The sequence below is a fragment of the Citrobacter sp. RHBSTW-00017 genome (genome assembly GCF_013797615.1).
Classification (GTDB): domain Bacteria; phylum Pseudomonadota; class Gammaproteobacteria; order Enterobacterales; family Enterobacteriaceae; genus Citrobacter; species Citrobacter braakii.
Genome location: NZ_CP056899.1, coordinates 4,128,797 through 4,150,019, shown reverse-complemented (window position 1 = coordinate 4,150,019; position 21,223 = coordinate 4,128,797). Strand labels below are relative to the sequence as shown.

Below are 21,223 nucleotides of genomic sequence, written 5' to 3'. Positions count from 1 at the left end.
TGTAAGCACCGCCCTCCGGCAGACGGCTATCAGGCGTTGACGGCCTCGCCGGGATCCAGATTCAGATGGCGATTTGATGGCTGTACAAAGTACTGTTTGTCTTCCCAGCGCAGACAGGTGAGATTCCCGCCCCAGCAACACCCCGTATCTAACGCGTAAATACCTTCTGGCGTGCCTTTGCCCTCCAGCGATGCCCAGTGCCCGAATGCAATGCTATAGGCTTCACTGACCGGTCCAGGAATGGCAAACCACGGCTTCAGCGGGGCAGGCGCATCTTCTGGCGACTCTTTGCTGTACATGTCCAACTGACCATTGGGGAAGCAGTAACGCATGCGGGTAAACGCGTTGGTAATAAAACGCAGGCGCGCCAGCCCCGTCAGTTCCGGGGTCCAGTTATTTGGCATGTCGCCGTACATGGCGTCAAGAAAGAATGGATAAGAGTCGCTCGACAGCACGGCTTCAACATCGCGAGCACAGTCCTTCGCCGTCTGCAGATCCCACTGTGGGGTAATCCCTGCATGCGCCATGACCAGTTTCTTCTCTTCATCAACCTGCAACAGCGGCTGGCGACGTAGCCAGTTAAGCAGCGTGTCAGCATCCGGTGCTTCAAGCAGCGGCGTGAGCCGGTCTTTCGGTTTATTACGGCTGATGCCAGCAAACACGGCCAGCAGGTGTAAATCGTGATTACCGAGGACTAACCGCACGCTGTCGCCCAGCGATTTAACGTAGCGCAAAACGTCTAACGACCCTGGCCCACGCGCGACCAGATCGCCGGTGAGCCATAAGGTGTCTTGTTCTGGATTAAAGTCAACCTGGTGCAGCAAGGCTACCAGTTCATCGTAACAACCGTGAACGTCGCCAATGAGGTATGTTGCCATAGCTATTGTTTTAATGAATAAGTGTAGGAACGGCGAGTCGGAACACGGGAATGTCGATGGTAAAGGCGATCCCTTGCTCATCGATCATTTCGTAATGACCCTGCATGGTGCCCAGCGGTGTTTCAATCACCGCACCGCTGGTGTACTGGTACTCTTCGCCAGGTTCGATGTGGGGCTGAACGCCAACCACGCCTTCGCCCTGAACTTCGGTTTCACGGCCATGACCATTGGTGATCAACCAATAACGCCCCAACAGCTGCACAGGCGCTCGCCCCAAATTGCGGATAGTCACGGTATAAGCAAAAACGTAACGTTCATCATCAGGTGAGGATTGCGCCTCAATGTAGACGCTTTGTACCTGAATGCACACTCGGGGCGAATTGATCATGTTTAACTCTCCTTCGATGGCGCGTTTTCTGACAGATAGTTAGCCATCCGGCAGTATTGCGCGACAGAGATATTTTCCGCTCGCATCGCCGGATCAACGCCCAGCTCTGTCAGTACTTCAACGCTAAACAGGTTGCCGAGACTATTACGTACCGTTTTGCGACGCTGATTAAACGCTTCAGTGGTAATACGGCTCAGCACACGAACATCTTTAACGGGGTACGGCATTGTCGCGTGAGGGACCAGACGCACCACGGCGGAATCGACTTTAGGCGCAGGCGTAAATGCGGATGGCGGCACTTCAAGTACCGGGATCACATTGCAGTAATACTGCGCCATGACGCTTAATCGACCATACGCTTTACTGTTTGGCCCTGCAACCAGACGGTTGACCACCTCTTTTTGCAACATGAAATGCATGTCGGCGATGGCATCAGTATAGGAAAAAAGATGGAACATGAGCGGCGTGGAGATGTTATACGGCAGGTTGCCGAATACGCGCAGCGGCTGACCCATCGTTTGTGCGAGTTCGCCGAAGTTCATGGTCATGGCATCTTGCTGATAAATCGTCAGCTTCGGCCCTAAAAACGGGTGTGTTTGCAGGCGGGCGGCGAGATCGCGGTCCAGCTCAATGACCGTGAGCTTGTCCAGGCGTTCGCCTACAGGTTCGGTCAACGCTGCCAGGCCCGGGCCGATTTCGACCATAGCCTGACCTTTCTGCGGGTTGATAGCAGAGACAATACTTTCGATCACAAACTGATCGTTGAGGAAGTTTTGCCCGAAACGTTTACGGGCTAAGTGGCCCTGATGGACTCGATTATTCATTGGTATTAACAATCATTTTGATGGCGAGATTAAGCGCCGTAATAAAACTGCCGACATCTGCTTGCCCACGACCCGCAAGTTCAAGCGCGGTGCCGTGATCGACGGATGTGCGAATAAAGGGCAGGCCCAGCGTGATATTCACACCGCGACCAAATCCCTGGTATTTTAGCACGGGGAGACCCTGATCGTGGTACATTGCCAGCACGGCATCCGCGTGGTCGAGATATTTGGGCTGAAACAGCGTATCTGCGGGCAGCGGGCCGTTTAATTTCATCCCCTGCGCACGCAGTTCATCAAGGACCGGAATGAGGGTGTCTATCTCTTCCGTTCCCATATGACCACCTTCACCGGCATGCGGGTTAAGACCGCACACCAGAATATGCGGATCGGTAATGCCAAACTTGGTGCGCAAATCATGATGCAAAATACCGATCACTTCTTTAAGCAGAGCAGGCGTAATGGCGTCGGCAACGGCTCTGAGCGGCAAATGAGTGGTTGCCAGGGCAACGCGCAGCGCTTCAGTCGCCAGCATCATGACGACTTTCTTCGCATGTGAGCGCTCTTCAAAAAACTCGGTATGTCCGGTAAACGGGACGCCTGCGTCATTGATTACGCCTTTGTGCACCGGACCGGTAATCAGCGCCGCAAACTCACCTTGCAGACAACCATCGCAGGCGCGAGCCAGCGTATCCACCACATATTGTCCGTTCTCTACCGCCAACTGACCCGCGATAACAGGCGCCCGCAGCGCAATCGGCAACAGCGTCAACGTACCTGCTGATTGCGGTCTGGCTGGGGTATCTGGAGAGTATGGGAGGAGTGAAAGCGGTAAACCGAGCATTGCTGCCCGGTCACTGAGGAGTGCGGCATCCGCACAGACAACGAGTTCTACAGGCCACTCACGTTGGGCGAGCTGAACCACCAGGTCCGGGCCAATCCCGGCGGGTTCGCCGGGAGTGATCACAACGCGTTGAATACGAGTCATTAGTTGCTCAGAACTTTAACGTAGGCGCTGGCGCGCTGTTCCTGCATCCAGGTTGCCGCTTCTTCCGAGAATTTACGGTTCATCAGCATACGATAAGCTCTGTCTTTCTGCGCCGCGTCAGTTTTATCAACGTTACGCGTGTCCAGCAGCTCGATCAGATGCCACCCGAAAGAGGAGTGCACCGGGGTACTCATCTGGCCTTTGTGAAGTTTGGTCAGCGCATCGCGGAAAGCGGGATCGAAAATATCCGCTGCAGCCCAGCCCAGATCGCCGCCCTGGTTGGCAGAACCCGGATCCTGAGAAAATTCTTTAGCCGCTGCCGCGAAGGTTGTTTTACCGCTCTTAATATCAGCTGCGATTTGTTCCAGCTTCAGACGCGCCTGTTGATCGGTCATGATCGGCGATGGCTTGAGCAGAATATGGCGGGCATGAACTTCAGTCACGGAGATGCTCTGGCTTTGACCACGCATATCGTTAACTTTCAGGATGTGGAAGCCGACACCAGAACGAATTGGGCCGATGATATCGCCTTTTTTCGCGGTGCTTAGCGCCTGGGCAAAGATGCCCGGCAGCTCCTGAATACGTCCCCAACCCATCTGGCCGCCTTTCAGCGCCTGCTGGTCAGCGGAATAGGTGATAGCCAGTTTGCCGAAATCGCTACCGTTACGCGCTTCATCAACAACAGAGCGCGCCTGACTTTCAGCCGCGTTAACCTGGTCAGAAGTTGGGTTTTCCGGTAATGGGATCAGAATGTGGCTCAGGTTCAGCTCGGTGCTGGCATCGTTTTGGTTGCCGACCTGCTGCGCCAGGGCATCCACTTCCTGAGGCAGGATAGTAACGCGACGGCGAACTTCGTTGTTCCGCACTTCAGAGATGGTCATCTCTTTGCGGATCTGGCTACGATAGGTCGAATAGCTTAAGCCATCCTGTGCCAGACGGCTGCGCATCTGATCCAGCGTCATGTTGTTTTGCTTGGCGATGTTGGCAATTGCCTGATCCAGTTGCTCGTCAGAGATTTTAACACCCATCTTCTGACCCATCTGCAGGAGGATTTGATCCATGATCAAACGTTCCAGGATCTGATGACGCAGCGTGGCGTCGTCCGGTAATTGTTGACCAGCCTGACCCGCATTAAGTTTTACTGACTGCATTAAGCCATCGACGTCGCTTTCCAGAACGACGCCGTTATTGACGACGGCTGCGACTTTATCGACTACCTGCGGGGCAGCGAAACTGGTATTCGCGATCATGGCGATACCGAGAAGCAGCGTTTTCCAGTTCTTCATACTTTTTCCATTTCAATTAACCGCAAAGCGGATTACGTTGTAAATCAATCAGATCATAAAGAGCTTTGATACGGCAAAATGTTAGAACGTAACATTTGGTTGGTGCCGAGACCGTAGTTGGAACTCAGGCCGCGTAGTTCGATATTAAAGCCGATCGTGTTGTCATAAACTGCATGTTTCTGAGTGTCATCCCAGCCGTTCAGCTTACGTTCGTAGCCGAAGCGAATGGCGTAACAGCAGGAGTTGTACTGCAGACCCAGCATGGAATCCGCTTCTTTGTTCACGTTGGTATCAAAGTAGTAAGCCCCGACAATCGACCAGCGGTCGGCGATCGGGAAGCTTGCTACCGCGCCCACCTGTGAAATCCCGTTTTTATACTGCTCTGCTGTAGAGTAGTAAGACGGCAGGGTTGCCTGGATATATTCAGAGCTGGCATAACGGTAGTTCAGCTGCAGCATACGGTTTTCGTCGCGGCGGTATTCGATACTGCTGCTGCTGGTTGCAACGCTGTCCAGACGCGTGTCGTACTGGATCCCACTGCGTAAGCCCCAGCGATCGGAGATGCGCCAGTAGGTGTCGCCAGCCCATACCAGTGAGCCCGTTTTGTCGTCATTCTCCCATTTAATGTTGTCATCGCCAGTGCGAGACTCGGTGAAATAGTAGATTTGACCCACAGAAATATTAAAACGTTCAACGGCCGCGTCATCATAAACGCGAGATGTGACCCCGGTCGTTACCTGGTTGGCAGATGCGATGCGGTCCAGACCGCCATAGGTACGATCGCGGAACAGGCCGCTGTAGTCAGATTGCAGCAGGGACGAGTCATAGTTATAGATATGACTTTGGTCGCGATACGGTACATACAGGTACTGAGCACGGGGCTCCAGCGTTTGGGTATAGCCCGGCGCTAACATGTTCATGTCGCGCTCGAAGATCATCTTGCCGTCAACTTTAAACTGCGGCATGACGCGGTTGGCGGAATCATCGAGCTTGTTAACGTTACTCGGGTTGTTGTTGTACCAATCCAGGTTAGTTTGCTGATAGTGCGTTGCCAGCAGTTTCGCTTCGGTATTGATACTTCCCCAGTTATTCGACAATGGCAGGTTGATGGTCGGTTCGAGGTGAACACGCGTCGCTTCTGGCATGTTGTCGTTGGAATTAACGAAATGGACCGCCTGCCCATAAATCCGGGTGTCAAACGGGCCCACGTCATTCTGGTAGTAGTTGACGTCTAACTGCGGCTGAGCGGAATAGCTACTGTTGTTCTGATCGTCAAAGACCTGGAACTGCTTGGTCGAAACTGTCGCATCAAAGTTTTGTACCGCATAGCCGACGCTGAATTTTTGCGTGGCGTAGCCGTCAGTACTGGAACCGTATTTATTATCAAAATCGTTAAAGTAGCTGGAATCGCTGACCTTGGTGTAGTCGACGTTAAAACGCCACACCTGATCCATTACACCGGCGTGCTGCCAGTAGAACAGCCAGCGGCGGGAATTGTCATCCTTCGGGTGTTCATCCTCGTACACTTTATCGGAATTCAGATAGTCGAACTCCATCAGACCTGCGCCCGCCTGGGTGAGGTAGCGGAATTCGTTCTCCCACATGATACCGCCACGACGATGTATATAATGCGGCGTGATGGTGGCGTCCATATTGGGCGCAATGTTCCAATAATACGGGAGATAGAACTCAAAATAGTTATTGGTAGAGTATTTTGCGTTCGGGATCAGGAAACCAGAGCGACGCTTATCGCCGACGGGTAACTGTAAATAAGGACTGTAAAAGACCGGAACCGGACCCAGTTTAAAACGGGCGTTCCAGATCTCTGCGACCTGTTCTTCACGGTCGTGAATGACTTCGCTACCGACGACGCTCCAGGTATTGGAACCTGGCAGACAGGAGGTGAAGCTACCGTTTTCCAGAATGGTATAGCGGTTTTCCCCACGCTGCTTCATCAGATCGGCTTTTCCGCGCCCCTGACGACCTACCATCTGATAATCACCTTCCCAGATGTTGGTATCTTTGGTATTCAGATTAGACCAGCCCTTCGGCCCCTTCAGAATAACCTGATTGTCATCATAATGGACATTGCCCAGCGCATCGACGGTACGAACTGGCTCCGGCTGGCCTTCTGCCTGCTTCTGATGAAGCTGCACTTCGTCGGCCTGCAGGCGGCTGTTACCCTGTGCAATGTCCACATTGCCGGTAAACACCGCGTCATCCGGGTAATTCCCTTTCGCGTTGTCAGCAGTGATGGTGACGGGTAATTCATTAGTCTCGCCCTGTACCAGAGGACGGTCATAGCTTGGCACGCCCAGCATACACTGTGAGGCGAGATCGGCTGCCAGACCCTGATGGCTATAGAGGGCGCTGGCAATCATGGTGGCCAGAAGAGTGGGAATACGTTTTTTCATACGTTGTATTTATTGTTCCATCATCAGTAGCGTCGCGCGTGACAAACGGTCACAGCCTAACTTATCTCATCTTCACTTCGCTAGTATTAATCCTGCCCATTTTATCCCGCCACCTTTCAAGCTGCATCTTCGTTCCAGACGAATTGGTCACTGCGTTGCCGCCTTGTTGCAACTCGAAATCCAACGGGTATAGCGTTTGTGGTGTTAGGCACGGCATAGAATGACAGGTATGATAATGCAAATTATAGGCGATGTCCCACAATTGACCGCAGCCGTAAATCGGTAAAAGCACCTTATATTGTGGGACATATCCTGGCTGAGAGCAGAAAGATTTGGGGAGTCTATGCAGTATTGGGGAAAGATAATTGGTGTCGCCGTGGCCTTAATGATGGGCGGCGGCTTCTGGGGTGTGGTTCTGGGCCTGTTAGTTGGCCACATGTTCGACAAAGCCCGCATGCGCAAAATGGCGTGGTTTGCCAACCAGCGTGAACGCCAGGCGCTGTTTTTTGCCACCACTTTTGAGGTGATGGGGCATCTGACCAAATCCAAAGGTCGCGTCACGGAAGCCGATATCCATATCGCCAGTCAATTGATGGATCGAATGAATTTGCACGGCGACTCGCGTACCGCCGCGCAACATGCCTTCCGGGTGGGAAAATCGGACAATTACCCATTACGTGAAAAAATGCGTCAGTTTCGCAGCGTCTGTTTTGGTCGCTTCGATCTGATCCGCATGTTTCTGGAGATTCAGATCCAGGCAGCTTTTGCCGATGGGTCGTTGCATCCGAACGAGCGTGAAGTGCTGTATGTGATTGCTGAAGAGTTGGGGATCTCACGTACCCAATTTGATCAGTTTCTGCGCATGATGCAGGGCGGCGCCCAGTTTGGCGGCGGATATCAGCAGCAGTCCGGCGGCGGTGGCTGGCAGCAGGCGCAACGCGGTCCGACGCTGGAAGACGCCTGCAATGTGCTGGGTGTGAAAGCGACCGATGATGCGACCACCATTAAGCGCGCATACCGTAAGCTGATGAGCGAGCACCATCCGGACAAACTGGTGGCGAAAGGCCTGCCGCCAGAAATGATGGAAATGGCGAAGCAAAAAGCGCAGGAAATTCAAAAAGCTTACGAGCTAATTAAAGAACAGAAAGGCTTTAAATAATCGTTATGCCGGATGGCAGCTAGCGCCTTATCCGGCCTACGTTAATGAATGTAGGCCGGGCAAGCGAAGCACCCGGCCTAAATGGGGCCTGCGTTTAAAAATCTGCCGGAACTTTAAACGTCATACTGTTGCCGTATTCGGGATGCGTGATAGTTAACATCTCTGCGTGCAGCAGCAGGCGCGGCGCTAACGCCAGGACCTGTGGCGGGGCGTAGAAGCGGTCGCCCAGAATCGGATGCCCTAATGCCAGCATATGCACACGCAACTGGTGGGAGCGTCCGGTAATGGGTTTGAGCACGACCCGGGCGGTGTTATCTTCCGCAAACTCCACCACTTCATACTCGGTCTGCGCCGATTTTCCGGTCTCATAACACACTTTCTGCTTTGGCCGATTCGGCCAGTCGCAAATCAGCGGTAAATCAACCAGCCCCTCGGCCGGAGCGGGATGCCCCCAGACGCGTGCGACATACTGTTTCTTCGGCTCGCGTTCGCGAAACTGGCGCTTTAGCTCGCGCTCTGCCGCTTTAGTTAGCGCCACTACAATCACGCCGCTGGTTGCCATATCCAGACGATGTACGGATTCAGCTTGCGGGTAATCGCGCTGAATACGCGTCATCACGCTGTCTTTGTGTTCATCCAGACGACCCGGCACGGACAACAAGCCGCTCGGCTTGTTGACCACCATAATGTGCTCATCCTGATACAGGATAACCAGCCAGGGTTCCTGCGGCGGATTATAGTTTTCCATCCCCATGTCAGGCTCCGTTACTGATGCGTCACGACGATCAGGCGCAGGGCATCCAGACGCCATCCCGCCTGATCCAGGCTTTCCATCACCAGCTGACGATTGCTTTCAATGGCGCTGAGTTCGTCATCACGGATGTTCGGGTTAACGGCACGCAGCGCTTCCAGACGGGAGAGTTCAGCCGTCAGCTTCTCGTCCGCTTCTTTGCGCGCCGCGTCGATCAGCGCGCGGGCCGATTTTTCTACCTGCGCTTCACCGAGTTGCAGAATGGCATGCACATCCTGCTGTACGGCGTTGACCAGTTTACTGCCGGTGTGGCGGTTAACGGCGCTGAGCTGACGGTTAAATGTTTCGAATTCAACCTGCGCGGCAAGGTTGTTGCCGTTTTTGTCCAGCAGCATGCGTACCGGCGTTGGCGGCAGGAAGCGGTTTAACTGCAGCTGTTTTGGCGCTTGCGCTTCAACGACGTAGACCAGTTCAACCAGCAGAGTACCGACTGGTAATGCTTTGTTTTTCAGCAAAGAAATGGTGCTGCTTCCAGTGTCGCCGGAGAGGATCAGATCCAGACCATTACGGATCAGCGGATGCTCCCAGGTAATAAACTGCGCGTCTTCACGCGACAGGGCAACATCACGCTCAAACGTAATGGTACAGCCATCTTCCGGCAGCCCAGGGAAATCCGGCACCAGCATATGATCGGACGGTGTCAGCACGATCAAATTGTCGCCACGGTCATCCTGATTAATACCAACGATATCAAACAGGTTCATGGCGAAGGCGATCAGGCTGGTATCGTCGTCCTGTTCTTCAATACTCTCAGCCAGCGCCAGCGCTTTTTCGCCGCCGTTAGAGTGGATCTCCAGCAGGCGATCGCGACCTTGCTCCAGCTGCGCTTTCAGCGCGTCATGCTGTTCGCGACAGGTTTTGATCAGATCGTCAAAGCCATCGGTGTTTTCTGGCTCAGCCAGGTAGCCGATCAGATTGTTATATACCGTGTCATAGATGGTACGTCCGGTCGGGCAAGTGTGTTCGAACGCATCCAGACCTTCGTGGTACCAACGCACCAGCACGGATTGCGCGGTTTTTTCCAGGTATGGAACGTGGATCTGGATATCATGCACCTGACCAATACGGTCCAGACGGCCAATACGCTGTTCCAGCAGGTCCGGATTGAAAGGCAGATCAAACATCACCAGATGGCTGGCGAACTGGAAGTTACGCCCTTCGGAGCCGATTTCAGAGCACAGCATCACCTGGGCGCCGCTATCTTCTTCGCTAAACCAGGCCGCAGCGCGGTCACGTTCAATGATCGACATCCCTTCATGGAACACGGCGGCGCGGATACCTTCGCGCTCGCGCAGAACCTGCTCCAGTTGAAGCGCAGTGGTGGCTTTCGCACAGATGACCAGAACTTTTTGCGAGCGGTGGCTGGTCAGGTAGCCCATCAGCCATTCCACGCGCGGGTCAAAGTTCCACCAGGTGCCGGTGTCGCCTTCGAATTCCTGATAAATCTGCTCCGGGTAGAGCATGTCGCGCGCGCGGTCTTCCGCACTCTTACGCGCGCCCATAATGCCGGAGACTTTAATGGCCGTCTGGTATTGGGTTGGCAACGGCAATTTGATGGTATGCAGCTCGCGTTTAGGGAAGCCTTTCACACCGTTACGGGTATTTCGGAACAGCACGCGGCTGGTGCCGTGGCGGTCCATCAGCATCGAAACCAGCTCCTGACGCGCGCTCTGGGCGTCTTCGCTGTCGCTGTTTGCCGCCTGCAATAACGGCTCAATGTCCTGTTCGCCAATCATGTCACCTAACATGTTCAGCTCATTGTTACTCAGCTTGTTGCCAGCCAGCAACATGGCGACGGCGTCGGCGACCGGACGGTAATTTTTCTGTTCTTCAACAAACTGGGCGAAATCGTGGAAGCGGCTTGGATCCAGTAGGCGCAGGCGCGCAAAGTGGCTTTCCAGGCCCAGCTGTTCCGGCGTTGCGGTCAGCAGCAGGATGCCTGGTACGCGCTCTGCCAGCTGTTCAACGGCCATATATTCACGGCTGGGCGCGTCTTCGCTCCACACAAGGTGATGGGCTTCATCGACAATCAGCAGATCCCACTCGGAATCACACAGGTGCTCCAGACGCTGTTTACTGCGACGGGCAAAGTCCAGCGAACAGATAACCAACTGTTCGGTTTCAAACGGGTTGTAGGCATCGTGCTGCGCTTCGGCATAACGCACATCATCAAACAGCGCAAAGCGCAGGTTGAAACGACGCAGCATTTCGACCAGCCACTGGTGCTGTAACGTCTCCGGGACGATGATCAGCACGCGCTCCGCGGCGCCTGACAGCAGCTGTTGATGCAGGATCATCCCAGCTTCAATGGTTTTACCTAAACCCACTTCGTCAGCCAGCAGCACGCGAGGGGCATGACGACGGCCGACATCATGGGCAATGTTGAGCTGGTGGGGGATCAGGCTGGTACGTTGACCACGCAAACCACTCCACGGCATACGGTACTGTTCGCTCTGAAATTTACGTGCGCGATAGCGCAGCGCAAAGCGGTCCATACGGTCAATCTGGCCGGCAAACAGGCGATCCTGGGGTTTACTGAAAACCAGTTTGCTGTCGAGCAGCACTTCACGCAGCATTACACCGGTTTCTTCGGTATCAAGGCGGGTTCCGATATAGGCAAGCAGGCCGTTTTCTTCTTTTACTTCATCGACATGCAGTTGCCAGCCTTCATGGCTCGTGATCGTGTCGCCAGGGTTGAACATCACGCGGGTCACGGGGGAATCACTGCGCGCATACAGACGGTTTTCACCCGTCGATGAGAAAAGTAAAGTGACGGTTCGCGCATCCATGGCGACAACAGTACCAAGTCCCAATTCGCTTTCTGTATCGCTGATCCAGCGTTGACCAAGTGTAAAAGGCATATATGTTCGGCTCTATATCTTTAATTGCAGGCAATACTCGTCATTTTCCGGGCTAGTCCCCGTTATTGAGAGCATACGACCCCGCTACCAGGCTAATAAATCAGTGGTAGGGGTGTTAAATGGGTCCAGGAATGGAAAGGGCGCTATGGTACTGGATGGCGGCGGTTTCGTCACGCGTCAAAATAACCCCAGTTGTCCTGTGAGTAGTGTAGCAAAATTATCGTCAATAAAGGGAAGAATTCCCTCGGCAACCGGCTGGATCTGGCGGGTCAGATAATGCTCGTAATCAAGTGCAGATAGCTGATAATCAACAGGCTCAGGTCCATTTATCGTCCAGACATATTTAATCGTGCCACGATTCTGATACTGCTGCGGACGCCCCAGTTTGACGTTCTGCTCATCGGCGAGCCGTGCGGCGCGAACGTGCGGCGGAACATTCCGCTGGTATTCGCTCAACGGGCGGCGCAGGCGTTTGCGGTACACCAGGTGTTCATCCAGTTCACCCGCCATTAGACGGTCGATAGTCTCGCGAACAAACTCTTGATAAGGCTCGTTACGAAAAATTCGCAGGTACAGCTCCTGCTGAAACTGCTGGGCCAGCGGCGTCCAGTCGGTGCGTACCGTTTCCAGACCTTTAAATACCATGCGTTGCTCAGCACCTGACTGAATCATTCCGGCGTAGCGTTTTTTGCTGCCGGTATCTGCACCGCGAATGGTCGGCATCAGAAAGCGACAAAAGTGGGTTTCAAATTCCAGCTCCAGCGCGCTGGTCAGGTTTTGCTGCTTCAGCGATTGCGCCCACCAGTTGTTGACATAGCTCACCAGCTCCCGACCAATCCGGGCCGCATCGTCTTCCGAGTGCGCCTTTTTAAGCCAGACAAAGGTGGAGTCGGTGTCGCCATAGATGACGTCGTAACCCTGAGCCTCAATCAGCGCTTTGGTCTGACGCATGATCGCGTGACCGCGCATGGTGATAGACGAAGCCAGCCTCGGGTCGAAAAAGCGGCAGGCGGTGGTGCCAAGCACGCCGTAAAACGCGTTCATGATGATTTTCAGCGCCTGTGAGAGCGGCTTATTGCCGCGGCGTTTGGCTTCATCGCGCCCATGCCAGATCTGGGTAACAATTTCCGGCAGACAGTGCTTTTCGCGTGAGAACCAGGCGTCAAGGAACCCCTCGGTACTGTGTTCCCGATCCGGCTGTGCCATCCCTTCGATAAGTCCCACTGGATCGATCAAAAAAGTACGAATAATTGACGGGTACAGGCTTTTGTAATCCAGCACCAGCACGGAGTCGTACAAACCCGGGCGCGAGTCCATCACGTAGCCACCGGGGCTGGCGTGCGCGGGAACCTCCCCCAGATTCGGTGCCACATAGCCCGCCCGGTGCATTCGCGGTAGGTAGAGATGGCCGAAGGCGGCAACGGAACCGCCGTGCCGGTCGACCGGCAGGCCGTTTACCGTCGATCGTTCCAGCAAAAATGGCATGATCTCGGTTTTATGAAAAATACGCGTGACCAGCTCACAGTCTTTGAGATTGTAGGTGGCGAGTGCGGGCTTATCCTGGGCAAACCGGCGATCTATTTCGTCCATCCTGTCCCAGGGATTATCTATCGACTTCCCTTCGCCCAGCAGCTCCTGTGACACCGTTTCCAGCGAAAAGGATGAGAAATTCCAGAATGCGGATTTAAGCGCCTCAATGCCGTCGATAATCAGGCGACCTTTAGCCTGCGCGAAGAATACGCCGTTTTTGAAGCCATGTTCGCGCCACTCCAGCTCGCTATTGTCACGGCCAAAACGCAGGGGAATGCGGTAACGTTCAGCATGCTTTTGCAGGACGCGTAAATCGAATTGCACGACGTTCCAGCCGATTACCACATCAGGATCGTGACGGGCAATCCAGTCGTTGAGCTTTTCCAGTAACTGCGGGCGGCTTGCGACGTATTCAAGTTCAAAATCCAGCGCTGAGGCATCGCCGTTTGCCGGGCCGAGCATGTAGACAATACGCTGCCCACAGCCTTCAAGGCCGATACAGTAGAGTTCGCCGTGGCGCGTGGTTTCGATATCCAGCGAGACCCATTTCAGCGGCGGTCGATAGTCAGGGTTCGGCTTCAACCGGGCATTAACCAGCGTACCGTTATGTCTGTCGCCTTCAACCCAAACAGGTGAGGTGATAAAACGCTCCATCAGATACCGTTCCGGCGGACGCACGTCGGCCTCGTAGACGGTAATTGCGTTTTCACGCAGCAGCTTTTCCAGCCGCATGAGCTGGCGATGTGAGCGGCAATACAGGCCGGAAACGGGCTGGCGGTGGAAGTCTTGCAATTGCAGCGGCGTCAGACGATAGCCGTTTTCATTGCGTAATAATGACGCTACGCGAGGAACCTGACTGACAGGTATAAACGCGACAGACTCCTGAGGCGCGAGCGTGACCTGTAGCGGCCCGTCGTCCGTAGCCAGCCAGAATGTGACCTCAGTTCCCTGCGGGGTGTCCCGCCAGTGCCGGGTTAAAATAAAGCCTGCCTGCGCCACGCTGCTTACCCATTAAAAAACCAGGCATTATTATAGCCTGGTTTACACGATTGTACTGTTATTTTGTACAGTTAAAAATGAGAGCTGCGGGAAGTTATTGTGACAGTAACAGTAAAATGCCCTCCGCAGTAAAAGTGTTACAGGATAGGCTTTGATATTTAATAAATGAATGCCTTAATTGAAAAACTCTTCCTTTAATTATTTTATTGGCCTGTCATGGCTATTTGTATCTATTATTCTTTTGTAATTATATTTGTTTCATAAATTGGAAGTCCGTTTCAGGATTTTTATGTCATTTTCGGAATCGTGCTCGTACGATTTTGTTACTTATCCCTCGGTTCAGGAAAAATGGTTCTTTTTTTTATTTGTTTTTATTCATGGTTAGTGTAACTATTTTAATCAAACACTCGGGTTACCAGATTGAATATAATATATTTTTATGGCTTGCTATTGTCTGGATAAAAACGGATTTTCGGTTCGATTTCGTCGGGAATATCTCTCTGTATAATTTGATTTTTATCGCTGAATATAATTTTATTCATCTGATAGCTCGGGTGTTTTATATCAATAGCTTGGGTGCGTAGTGTTATGGAGGCCTATTATGGATATTTATACTCAGGCGTTACAGGTAGGATATGATCACTATTTATTTGTTAATACTCAGTTATCTAACCCTACAATTAAGTCAGTAAGTCAATATATTGAGTATAGAACGTGGTCAGGTCAAATTTGGCGTACTGAGGTTATTGAACGTGGGAATGCTTTCTTTCACTGGCAAGGGCATGACAGAATAAATGGTCATCGTGATACGGTGATTAATTATCTGTTGAATGGACAGCGCTGGCAGTCAACGATTACAGATTACATTTTCTTTCATTCACTGGATGGTGAAGAGGCGCAGGGACATTATGACAACGTGATTAAATACGTTTGTGCTAATAACTGTGTGTATCGAAGTGCGTTTGCGGAATATATAAAGGAATAACCAGAGAGCGCGCCACCGAGATTTCGGGCGCGCTCAGATTGTTTTCACTGGCCGTAGTAGGCTTTTGCGCCGTGTTTACGTAGGTAATGTTTATCTAACAGGGTTTGCTGCATATCCGGCAATTGCGGCGCGAGCTGGCGACAGAAGATCCCCATGTAGGCGACTTCTTCCAGCACGATGGCGTTGTGTACCGCATCTTCGGCGTTTTTTCCCCACGCAAACGGACCGTGAGAGTGCACCAGCACGCCAGGCATCTGCGAAGCGTCAATGCCTTGTTTCTCAAAGGTTTCAACGATCACGTTACCGGTTTCCCACTCATATTCGCCGTTGATTTCTTCCTCGGTCATTTTCCGTGTGCAGGGAATCGATCCGTAGAAATAGTCCGCATGAGTGGTACCCGTGGCTGGAATCGACTGGCCCGCCTGCGCCCAGATGGTCGCATGACGCGAATGGGTATGAACAATGCCGCCAATGGTCGGGAATGCCTGATACAGCAGACGGTGCGTTGGGGTATCAGAGGAGGGTTTCTTCGCACCTTCTACAACCTCACCGGTGGCGATACTGACTACGACCATATCTTCTGCGGTCATAACGCTGTAATCGACCCCGGAAGGTTTTATCACAAACACGCCGCGCTCGCGATCGACGGCACTCACGTTCCCCCAGGTCAAGGTAACCAGGTGGTGCTTAGGCAACGCCAGATTGGCTTCCAGCACCTGACGTTTGAGATCTTCTAACATGTTGATTCCTCTGTGCCGGATGGCGGGCAAGCGCAGAGCCATCCGGCAACAACATAATTAACGTTTAAAACCGTAATAGACGTCGTTCCAGCGCAGCGCGTCCTTAAAGGCCGGCAGGCGGGTATCGTTGTCGATCACGGCGATCTCGATATCGTGCATTTCAGCGAACTGGCGCATATCGTTCAGATCCAGCGCGTGGCTGAAGACGGTGTGGTGCGCGCCACCGGCCAGGATCCAGGCTTCAGATGCGGTCGGCAGATCAGGCTGGGCTTTCCACAATGCGTTAGCCACCGGCAGTTTCGGCAGGGAGTGCGGTGTTTGAACCGTGTCGATGCAGTTAACCAGCAGACGATAGCGATCGCCAAGATCGATCAGGCTGGCAACGACTGCCGGGCCAGTTTTGGTGTTGAAGATCAAACGAGCGGGATCGTCTTTACCACCAATGCCGAGATGCTGAACATCGAGGATCGGTTTATCTTCCACCGCGATGGACGGGCACACTTCCAGCATGTGCGAGCCGAGCACCAGATCGTTGCCTTTCTCGAAGTGGTAGGTGTAATCCTCCATAAATGAGGTGCCGCCCTGCAGACCGGTTGACATCACCTTCATGATGCGAAGCAGAGCGGCGGTTTTCCAGTCGCCTTCGCCCGCAAAGCCGTAGCCTTGCTGCATCAGACGCTGTACGGCCAGACCCGGGAGCTGTTTCAGGCCGTGTAAATCTTCAAATGTCGTGGTAAAGGCGTGGAATCCGCCCTGTTCCAGGAAGCGCTTCATCCCCAGTTCAATACGGGCCGCTTCCAGTACGTTCTGACGTTTCTCACCGTGGACTTGCGTTGCCGCCGTCATGGTGTAGGTGCTTTCATACTCATCGATTAGCGCGTTGATTTCGCCGTCGCTAATGGAGTTTACTACCTGCACCAGATCGCCTACGGCCCAGGTATTTACCGAGAAGCCGAATTTGATCTGCGCAGCGACTTTATCGCCATCGGTGACTGCGACTTCACGCATGTTGTCGCCAAAACGGCAGACTTTCAGATGGCGGGTATCCTGTTTGGACACGGCCTGGCGCATCCAGGAGCCAATGCGTTCGTGCGCTTGTTTGTCCTGCCAGTGACCGGTGACCACGGCGTGCTGCTGACGCATACGTGCGCCGATGAAGCCGAATTCACGGCCGCCGTGCGCGGTCTGGTTCAGGTTCATAAAGTCCATATCAATGCTGTCCCACGGCAGGGCGGCGTTGAACTGGGTATGGAATTGCATCAGCGGCTTGTTGAGGATAGTCAGACCGTTAATCCACATTTTGGCCGGAGAGAAAGTGTGCAGCCAGACCACCAGACCTGCGCAGCGATCATCGTAGTTAGCGTCACGACAAATAGCGGTAATCTCGTCAGGTGAAGTACCCAGCGGTTTTAAAACCAGTTTGCAGGGCAGTTTAGCTTCAGTATTCAGCGCGTTAACGACGTGCTCGGCATGTTGGGTTACCTGACGCAGGGTTTCAGGGCCATACAGATGCTGGCTACCAATCACAAACCACACTTCATAGTTATCAAAAATCGTCATTGTCGTGTCCTTAATGTGTCAGGGTTGCCTGGTCTACCGGGGTTTGTTGCGCCGGAGCGGCAGTCGGAAGGTATTGTTGTTCAGCGCTAACCGCCCACTGCTGGTAGCGGCGGTAAAGCTGTTCAAACCGTTGAGCCTGCTCTGGTCGAGGTTGCAGCGTGTTTTCCACGGCGCTTGCCATCTGTTGCTGAGCGGCTGGGATATCGGTGTGTACTTTCGCGGCAACGGCGGCAAAGATAGCCGCACCGAGTGCGCAGCACTGGTCTGAAGCGACAATCTGTAGCGGACGGTTGAGCACGTCACAGCAGGCCTGCATGATGACCGGATTTTTACGGGCGATGCCGCCTAGCGCCATTACGTTGTTAACCGCAATGCCTTGTTCGGTGAAGCATTCCATGATGGCGCGTGCACCAAAGGCGGTGGCGGCAATCAGACCGCCGAACAGCGCTGGCGCGTCGGTTGCCAGATTCAGATCGGTAATCACTCCTTTCAGACGCTGGTTGGCATTGGGCGTACGGCGACCGTTGAACCAGTCGAGCACCACCGGCAGGTGATCCAGCGACGGATTTCTCGCCCAGGCTTCGGTTAGCGCTGGTAGCAGCTGTTTTTGGCTGGCTTTAATCTGGGTCTTCAGCTCCGGGTGCTGCGTGGCAAGCTGCTCCAGCGGCCAGCTCAGCACACGGCTAAACCAGGCATAGATATCGCCGAACGCGGACTGGCCTGCCTCGAGGCCAATAAAATGCGGCACCACGCTGCCATCAACCTGGCCGCAAATGCCTTTCACCGCGCGCTCGCCGACGCTGTGTTTGTCAGCAATCAGAATGTCGCAGGTCGACGTGCCAATGACTTTCACCAGCGTATTGGGCTGTGCGCCCGCGCCGACCGCGCCCATATGGCAGTCAAAAGCGCCGCCTGCAATCACCACGCTTTCCGGTAGTCCCAGACGCTGCGCCCACTCGGCGCACAGGGTGCCAACCGGCAGGTCGGCCGTGAAGGTATCGGTAAACATCGGGTATTGCAGATGGCGGTTGAGGATGGGGTCGAGTTCGTCAAAGAAACTGGCTGGCGGTAGACCACCCCAGCTTTCATGCCACAGGGATTTATGCCCGGCGCTGCAGCGACCGCGACGAATATCCTGTGGACGTACGGTATTAGAGAGCAGGGCCGGAACCCAATCGCACAGTTCAATCCACGAAACCGCGGCCTCGGCAACCGCGTGGTCCTGACGGGTCACATGCAGGATTTTGGCCCAGAACCATTCGCTGGAATAAATACCGCCGATATAGCGGGAGTAATCGATCTTGCCCGGTGTGTGGCACAGACGGGTAATTTCTTCAGCTTCTTCTACTGAGGTGTGATCTTTCCACAGGACAAACATTGCATTTGGGTTTTCAGCGAACTCCGGACGCAACGCCAGTACGTTGCCGTCGGCATCGATGGGGGCCGGGGTTGAACCGGTGCTGTCAACGCCAATCCCGACCACTTCCGCACGCTGTTTAACGCTCAGTTCGGCCAGCACGGTTTTCAGCGCCGCTTCCATTGATTCAATGTAGTCGCGTGGATGATGGCGAAACTGGTTGTTTGGGCCATCGCAATACTGTCCTTCCTGCCAACGTGGGTACCACTCTACGCTGGTGGCGATTTCTTCACCGGTGGCACATTCCACTGCCAAAGCGCGTACTGAATCACTGCCAAAATCGAGGCCAATTGCAATCGCCATCGTCTTACTCCATCCAAAAATACGGGTATGGATAAACAGTAGTTAGTAGGGATAAAAACCGTCAGGCAGGATTCGCTAATCTTATGGACTAAAATGCTGTGGCATCACAAAGTGTGACGCCGTGCAAATAATCAATGTGGACATTTCTGCCGTAGTTATAGACACTTTTGTTAGCCGATTTTAACGTTGGCGCAGTACATATTTTTTACAAAGTGCTTTTCACAAGCGGGGTTGATGGTCCATTACCGCAAACACAGCGGCCCGCAGGGGCGACGGCAATGATGTCTGGCGTAATATGGACAAATTGTTTCTTAGCAGAACATAGGGAGTATTGAAAGTATGGCTGAAACGCAAAACGATCCCCTGCTGCCAGGCTATTCGTTTAACGCGCATTTGGTGGCCGGATTAACCCCCATCGAGGCGAACGGATACCTGGATTTTTTTATCGACAGGCCGCTGGGTATGAAGGGCTATATCCTCAATCTCACTATCCGTGGCGAAGGGGTTATCAATAATCAGGGCAAACAATTTGTCTGTCGGCCTGGCGATATTTTGCTGTTTCCACCCGGAGAAATTCACCACTACGGACGCCATCCTGATGCCAGCGAGTGGTATCACCAGTGGGTTTACTTTCGCCCACGCGCCTACTGGCAGGAGTGGCTGACCTGGCCGGCCATTTTTGCCCAGACTGGATTCTTTCGTCCGGATGAAGCACATCAGCCGCATTTTAACGAACTGTTTGGGCAGATAATCAACGCCGGGCAGGGAGAAGGTCGCTATTCCGAACTGCTGGCGATTAATTTACTGGAACAGTTATTGCTCCGACGTATGGAAGCCATTAATGAATCGCTACATCCCCCCATGGACAACCGCGTGCGCGACGCCTGCCAGTACATCAGCGATCACCTGGCGGACAGTAATTTTGATATTGCCAGCGTCGCACAGCACGTCTGCCTGTCGCCTTCCCGTTTGTCGCATCTGTTCCGTCAGCAGTTGGGTATCAGCGTATTAAGCTGGCGCGAGGATCAGCGTATCAGCCAGGCCAAGCTATTGCTGAGTACCACTCGTATGCCCATTGCTACGGTAGGGCGCAATGTTGGCTTTGACGATCAGCTCTATTTTTCTCGCGTTTTCAAAAAATGTACCGGCGCCAGTCCGAGCGAGTTTCGCGCCGGATGTGAATAAAAAGTGAATGATGTGTCCTGAAAGTTGTCATAACTCGCAATCTATTCAGACAATTGATGGCTTGACGAAGTTGAGACGGGTTATCAAAATCCCTGCTTCGTAAATCTGACGGACACATTATGCAAGCATTGCTGGAACACTTTATTCTTCAGTCCGCCCTGTACTCCCTGATCGCCGTACTGCTGGTGGCCTTTCTGGAGTCGCTGGCGCTGGTTGGTCTGATTCTGCCCGGTACCGTGATGATGGCGGGACTGGGGGCGCTGATTGGCAGTGGCGAACTGAACTTCTGGCATGCCTGGCTTGCGGGCATCATTGGTTGCCTGTTGGGGGACTGGATCTCTTTCTGGTTGGGCTGGCGCTTTAAAAAGCCGCTGCACCGTTGGTCGTTCATGAAAAAGAACAAGGCGTTGCTGGATAAAACCGAGCACGCGCTGCATCAGCACAGCATGTTTACCATTCTGGTGGGGCGTTTTGTGGGACCGACGCGTCCGCTGGTGCCAATGGTGGCGGGCATGCTGGATCTGCCTGTCGCTAAATTTATCGTCCCGAATATTATTGGTTGCGTACTGTGGCCGCCGTTCTACTTCCTGCCGGGGATCCTGGCGGGGGCGGCAATTGATATTCCTTCTGAGATGCAGAGCGGGGATTTTAAATGGTTGCTGCTGGCGACGGCGCTGTTGCTATGGGTAGGGGGCTGGTTTTGCTGGCGACTGTGGCGTAGCGGCAAAGCGGCAGTCGATCGCTTAACCGCGTATTTCCCCCGCAGCCGTTTACTGTATCTGGCGCCGTTGACGCTTGGGATCGGCGTGGTCGCGCTGGTGGCGTTACTGCGCCATCCGCTGATGCCGGTGTATATTGATATTCTGCGTAAAGTCGTGGGTTTCTGACGATTCTTTTG

The 21,223-nt window shown here is 53.5% G+C and carries 16 protein-coding genes; 4 read left to right on the top strand and 12 right to left on the bottom strand.

The window, feature by feature from the left end; translation table 11 throughout:
* Positions 1–29 precede the first annotated feature (29 nt).
* From apaH to lptD, 6 genes are read right to left on the bottom strand one after another with little or no spacing between them, the layout of a single operon-like run.
* Positions 30–878, bottom strand: coding sequence for a bis(5'-nucleosyl)-tetraphosphatase (symmetrical) ApaH (gene apaH / locus HV037_RS20025; protein WP_103283470.1), 849 nt, complete (start codon positions 876–878; stop codon positions 30–32).
* A gap of 10 nt (positions 879–888) precedes the next feature.
* Positions 889–1,266 (bottom strand): Co2+/Mg2+ efflux protein ApaG, encoded by a 378-nt coding sequence (gene apaG, locus HV037_RS20020; protein WP_003018867.1) that lies wholly within the window; start codon positions 1,264–1,266, stop codon positions 889–891.
* A 2-nt stretch (positions 1,267–1,268) separates the two neighbouring features.
* Entirely contained in the window at positions 1,269–2,090 is an 822-nt protein-coding gene (gene rsmA, locus HV037_RS20015) for a 16S rRNA (adenine(1518)-N(6)/adenine(1519)-N(6))-dimethyltransferase RsmA (RefSeq protein WP_003018865.1), read from the bottom strand.
* On the bottom strand, positions 2,083–3,075 hold the full coding sequence (gene pdxA / locus HV037_RS20010) for a 4-hydroxythreonine-4-phosphate dehydrogenase PdxA (RefSeq protein WP_047417234.1): 993 nt from the start codon (positions 3,073–3,075) through the stop codon (positions 2,083–2,085). Before pdxA ends, rsmA begins: the two co-directional genes overlap by 8 nt.
* On the bottom strand, positions 3,075–4,361 hold the full coding sequence (surA, locus tag HV037_RS20005; protein WP_016155672.1) for a peptidylprolyl isomerase SurA: 1,287 nt from the start codon (positions 4,359–4,361) through the stop codon (positions 3,075–3,077). Before surA ends, pdxA begins: the two co-directional genes overlap by 1 nt.
* 53 nt (positions 4,362–4,414) lie before the next feature.
* Positions 4,415–6,775: an LPS assembly protein LptD gene (lptD, locus tag HV037_RS20000; protein WP_016155673.1), complete on the bottom strand. Its 2,361-nt coding sequence runs from the start codon at positions 6,773–6,775 to the stop codon at positions 4,415–4,417.
* Between the two features lie 343 nt (positions 6,776–7,118).
* On the opposite strand from lptD, the gene djlA reads away from it, so the two are divergent.
* Positions 7,119–7,934 (top strand): co-chaperone DjlA, encoded by an 816-nt coding sequence (gene djlA / locus HV037_RS19995; RefSeq protein ID WP_005124510.1) that lies wholly within the window; start codon positions 7,119–7,121, stop codon positions 7,932–7,934.
* 94 nt (positions 7,935–8,028) lie between these two features.
* Here djlA and rluA read toward each other — a convergent pair whose 3' ends face one another.
* The 3 genes from rluA to polB all read right to left on the bottom strand — a co-directional run bounded on the left by rluA (position 8,029) and on the right by polB (position 14,135).
* Entirely contained in the window at positions 8,029–8,688 is a 660-nt protein-coding gene (gene rluA / locus HV037_RS19990; RefSeq protein ID WP_094168672.1) for a bifunctional tRNA pseudouridine(32) synthase/23S rRNA pseudouridine(746) synthase RluA, read from the bottom strand.
* Positions 8,689–8,699: 11 nt separating this feature from the next.
* Complete coding sequence (rapA, locus tag HV037_RS19985; RefSeq protein WP_181500136.1) at positions 8,700–11,606, bottom strand: RNA polymerase-associated protein RapA; 2,907 nt, start codon at positions 11,604–11,606, stop codon at positions 8,700–8,702.
* A 177-nt stretch (positions 11,607–11,783) separates the two neighbouring features.
* Positions 11,784–14,135 carry a DNA polymerase II gene (gene polB / locus HV037_RS19980; protein ID WP_080859379.1) on the bottom strand — a complete coding sequence of 784 codons (2,352 nt, stop codon included), beginning with the start codon at positions 14,133–14,135 and terminating at the stop codon, positions 11,784–11,786.
* Positions 14,136–14,736: 601 nt separating this feature from the next.
* Here polB and HV037_RS19975 point away from each other — a divergent pair.
* The gene (locus tag HV037_RS19975; RefSeq protein ID WP_016155677.1) at positions 14,737–15,120 is read left to right on the top strand and encodes a DUF4751 family protein; all 384 of its coding nucleotides are present in this window, start codon (positions 14,737–14,739) and stop codon (positions 15,118–15,120) included.
* A gap of 44 nt (positions 15,121–15,164) precedes the next feature.
* Here HV037_RS19975 and araD read toward each other — a convergent pair whose 3' ends face one another.
* The 3 genes from araD to araB are packed head-to-tail and all read right to left on the bottom strand — an operon-like array spanning position 15,165 to position 19,140.
* Positions 15,165–15,860, bottom strand: a complete 696-nt coding sequence (gene araD / locus HV037_RS19970; protein ID WP_047498360.1) for an L-ribulose-5-phosphate 4-epimerase — start codon at positions 15,858–15,860, stop codon at positions 15,165–15,167.
* A 57-nt stretch (positions 15,861–15,917) separates the two neighbouring features.
* Positions 15,918–17,420, bottom strand: a complete 1,503-nt coding sequence (gene araA / locus HV037_RS19965) for an L-arabinose isomerase (protein ID WP_016155678.1) — start codon at positions 17,418–17,420, stop codon at positions 15,918–15,920.
* A 10-nt stretch (positions 17,421–17,430) separates the two neighbouring features.
* The gene (gene araB / locus HV037_RS19960; protein ID WP_049281576.1) at positions 17,431–19,140 is read right to left on the bottom strand and encodes a ribulokinase; all 1,710 of its coding nucleotides are present in this window, start codon (positions 19,138–19,140) and stop codon (positions 17,431–17,433) included.
* A 339-nt stretch (positions 19,141–19,479) separates the two neighbouring features.
* Between araB and araC the strand changes: the two genes are divergently transcribed.
* Both araC and HV037_RS19950 read left to right on the top strand, forming a co-directional pair.
* Positions 19,480–20,325, top strand: a complete 846-nt coding sequence (gene araC / locus HV037_RS19955; protein WP_003018834.1) for an arabinose operon transcriptional regulator AraC — start codon at positions 19,480–19,482, stop codon at positions 20,323–20,325.
* Positions 20,326–20,444: 119 nt separating this feature from the next.
* Positions 20,445–21,212, top strand: coding sequence for a DedA family protein (locus HV037_RS19950; RefSeq protein ID WP_016151676.1), 768 nt, complete (start codon positions 20,445–20,447; stop codon positions 21,210–21,212).
* The last annotated feature ends 11 nt before the right edge of the window (positions 21,213–21,223 follow it).

Bases quoted from the DNA above. Each gene is read 5' to 3' on its own strand.
- rsmA (WP_003018865.1), bottom strand. From the start codon at position 2,090: ATGAATAATCGAGTCCATCAGGGCCACTTAGCCCGTAAACGTTTCGGG.
- djlA (WP_005124510.1), top strand. From the start codon at position 7,119: ATGCAGTATTGGGGAAAGATAATTGGTGTCGCCGTGGCCTTAATGATG.
- araC (WP_003018834.1), top strand. From the start codon at position 19,480: ATGGCTGAAACGCAAAACGATCCCCTGCTGCCAGGCTATTCGTTTAAC.
- pdxA (WP_047417234.1), bottom strand. From the start codon at position 3,075: ATGACTCGTATTCAACGCGTTGTGATCACTCCCGGCGAACCCGCCGGG.
- lptD (WP_016155673.1), bottom strand. From the start codon at position 6,775: ATGAAAAAACGTATTCCCACTCTTCTGGCCACCATGATTGCCAGCGCC.
- araB (WP_049281576.1), bottom strand. From the start codon at position 19,140: ATGGCGATTGCAATTGGCCTCGATTTTGGCAGTGATTCAGTACGCGCT.
- rapA (WP_181500136.1), bottom strand. From the start codon at position 11,606: ATGCCTTTTACACTTGGTCAACGCTGGATCAGCGATACAGAAAGCGAA.
- araD (WP_047498360.1), bottom strand. From the start codon at position 15,860: ATGTTAGAAGATCTCAAACGTCAGGTGCTGGAAGCCAATCTGGCGTTG.
- apaH (WP_103283470.1), bottom strand. From the start codon at position 878: ATGGCAACATACCTCATTGGCGACGTTCACGGTTGTTACGATGAACTG.
- HV037_RS19950 (WP_016151676.1), top strand. From the start codon at position 20,445: ATGCAAGCATTGCTGGAACACTTTATTCTTCAGTCCGCCCTGTACTCC.
- apaG (WP_003018867.1), bottom strand. From the start codon at position 1,266: ATGATCAATTCGCCCCGAGTGTGCATTCAGGTACAAAGCGTCTACATT.
- HV037_RS19975 (WP_016155677.1), top strand. From the start codon at position 14,737: ATGGATATTTATACTCAGGCGTTACAGGTAGGATATGATCACTATTTA.
- surA (WP_016155672.1), bottom strand. From the start codon at position 4,361: ATGAAGAACTGGAAAACGCTGCTTCTCGGTATCGCCATGATCGCGAAT.
- araA (WP_016155678.1), bottom strand. From the start codon at position 17,420: ATGACGATTTTTGATAACTATGAAGTGTGGTTTGTGATTGGTAGCCAG.
- rluA (WP_094168672.1), bottom strand. From the start codon at position 8,688: ATGGGGATGGAAAACTATAATCCGCCGCAGGAACCCTGGCTGGTTATC.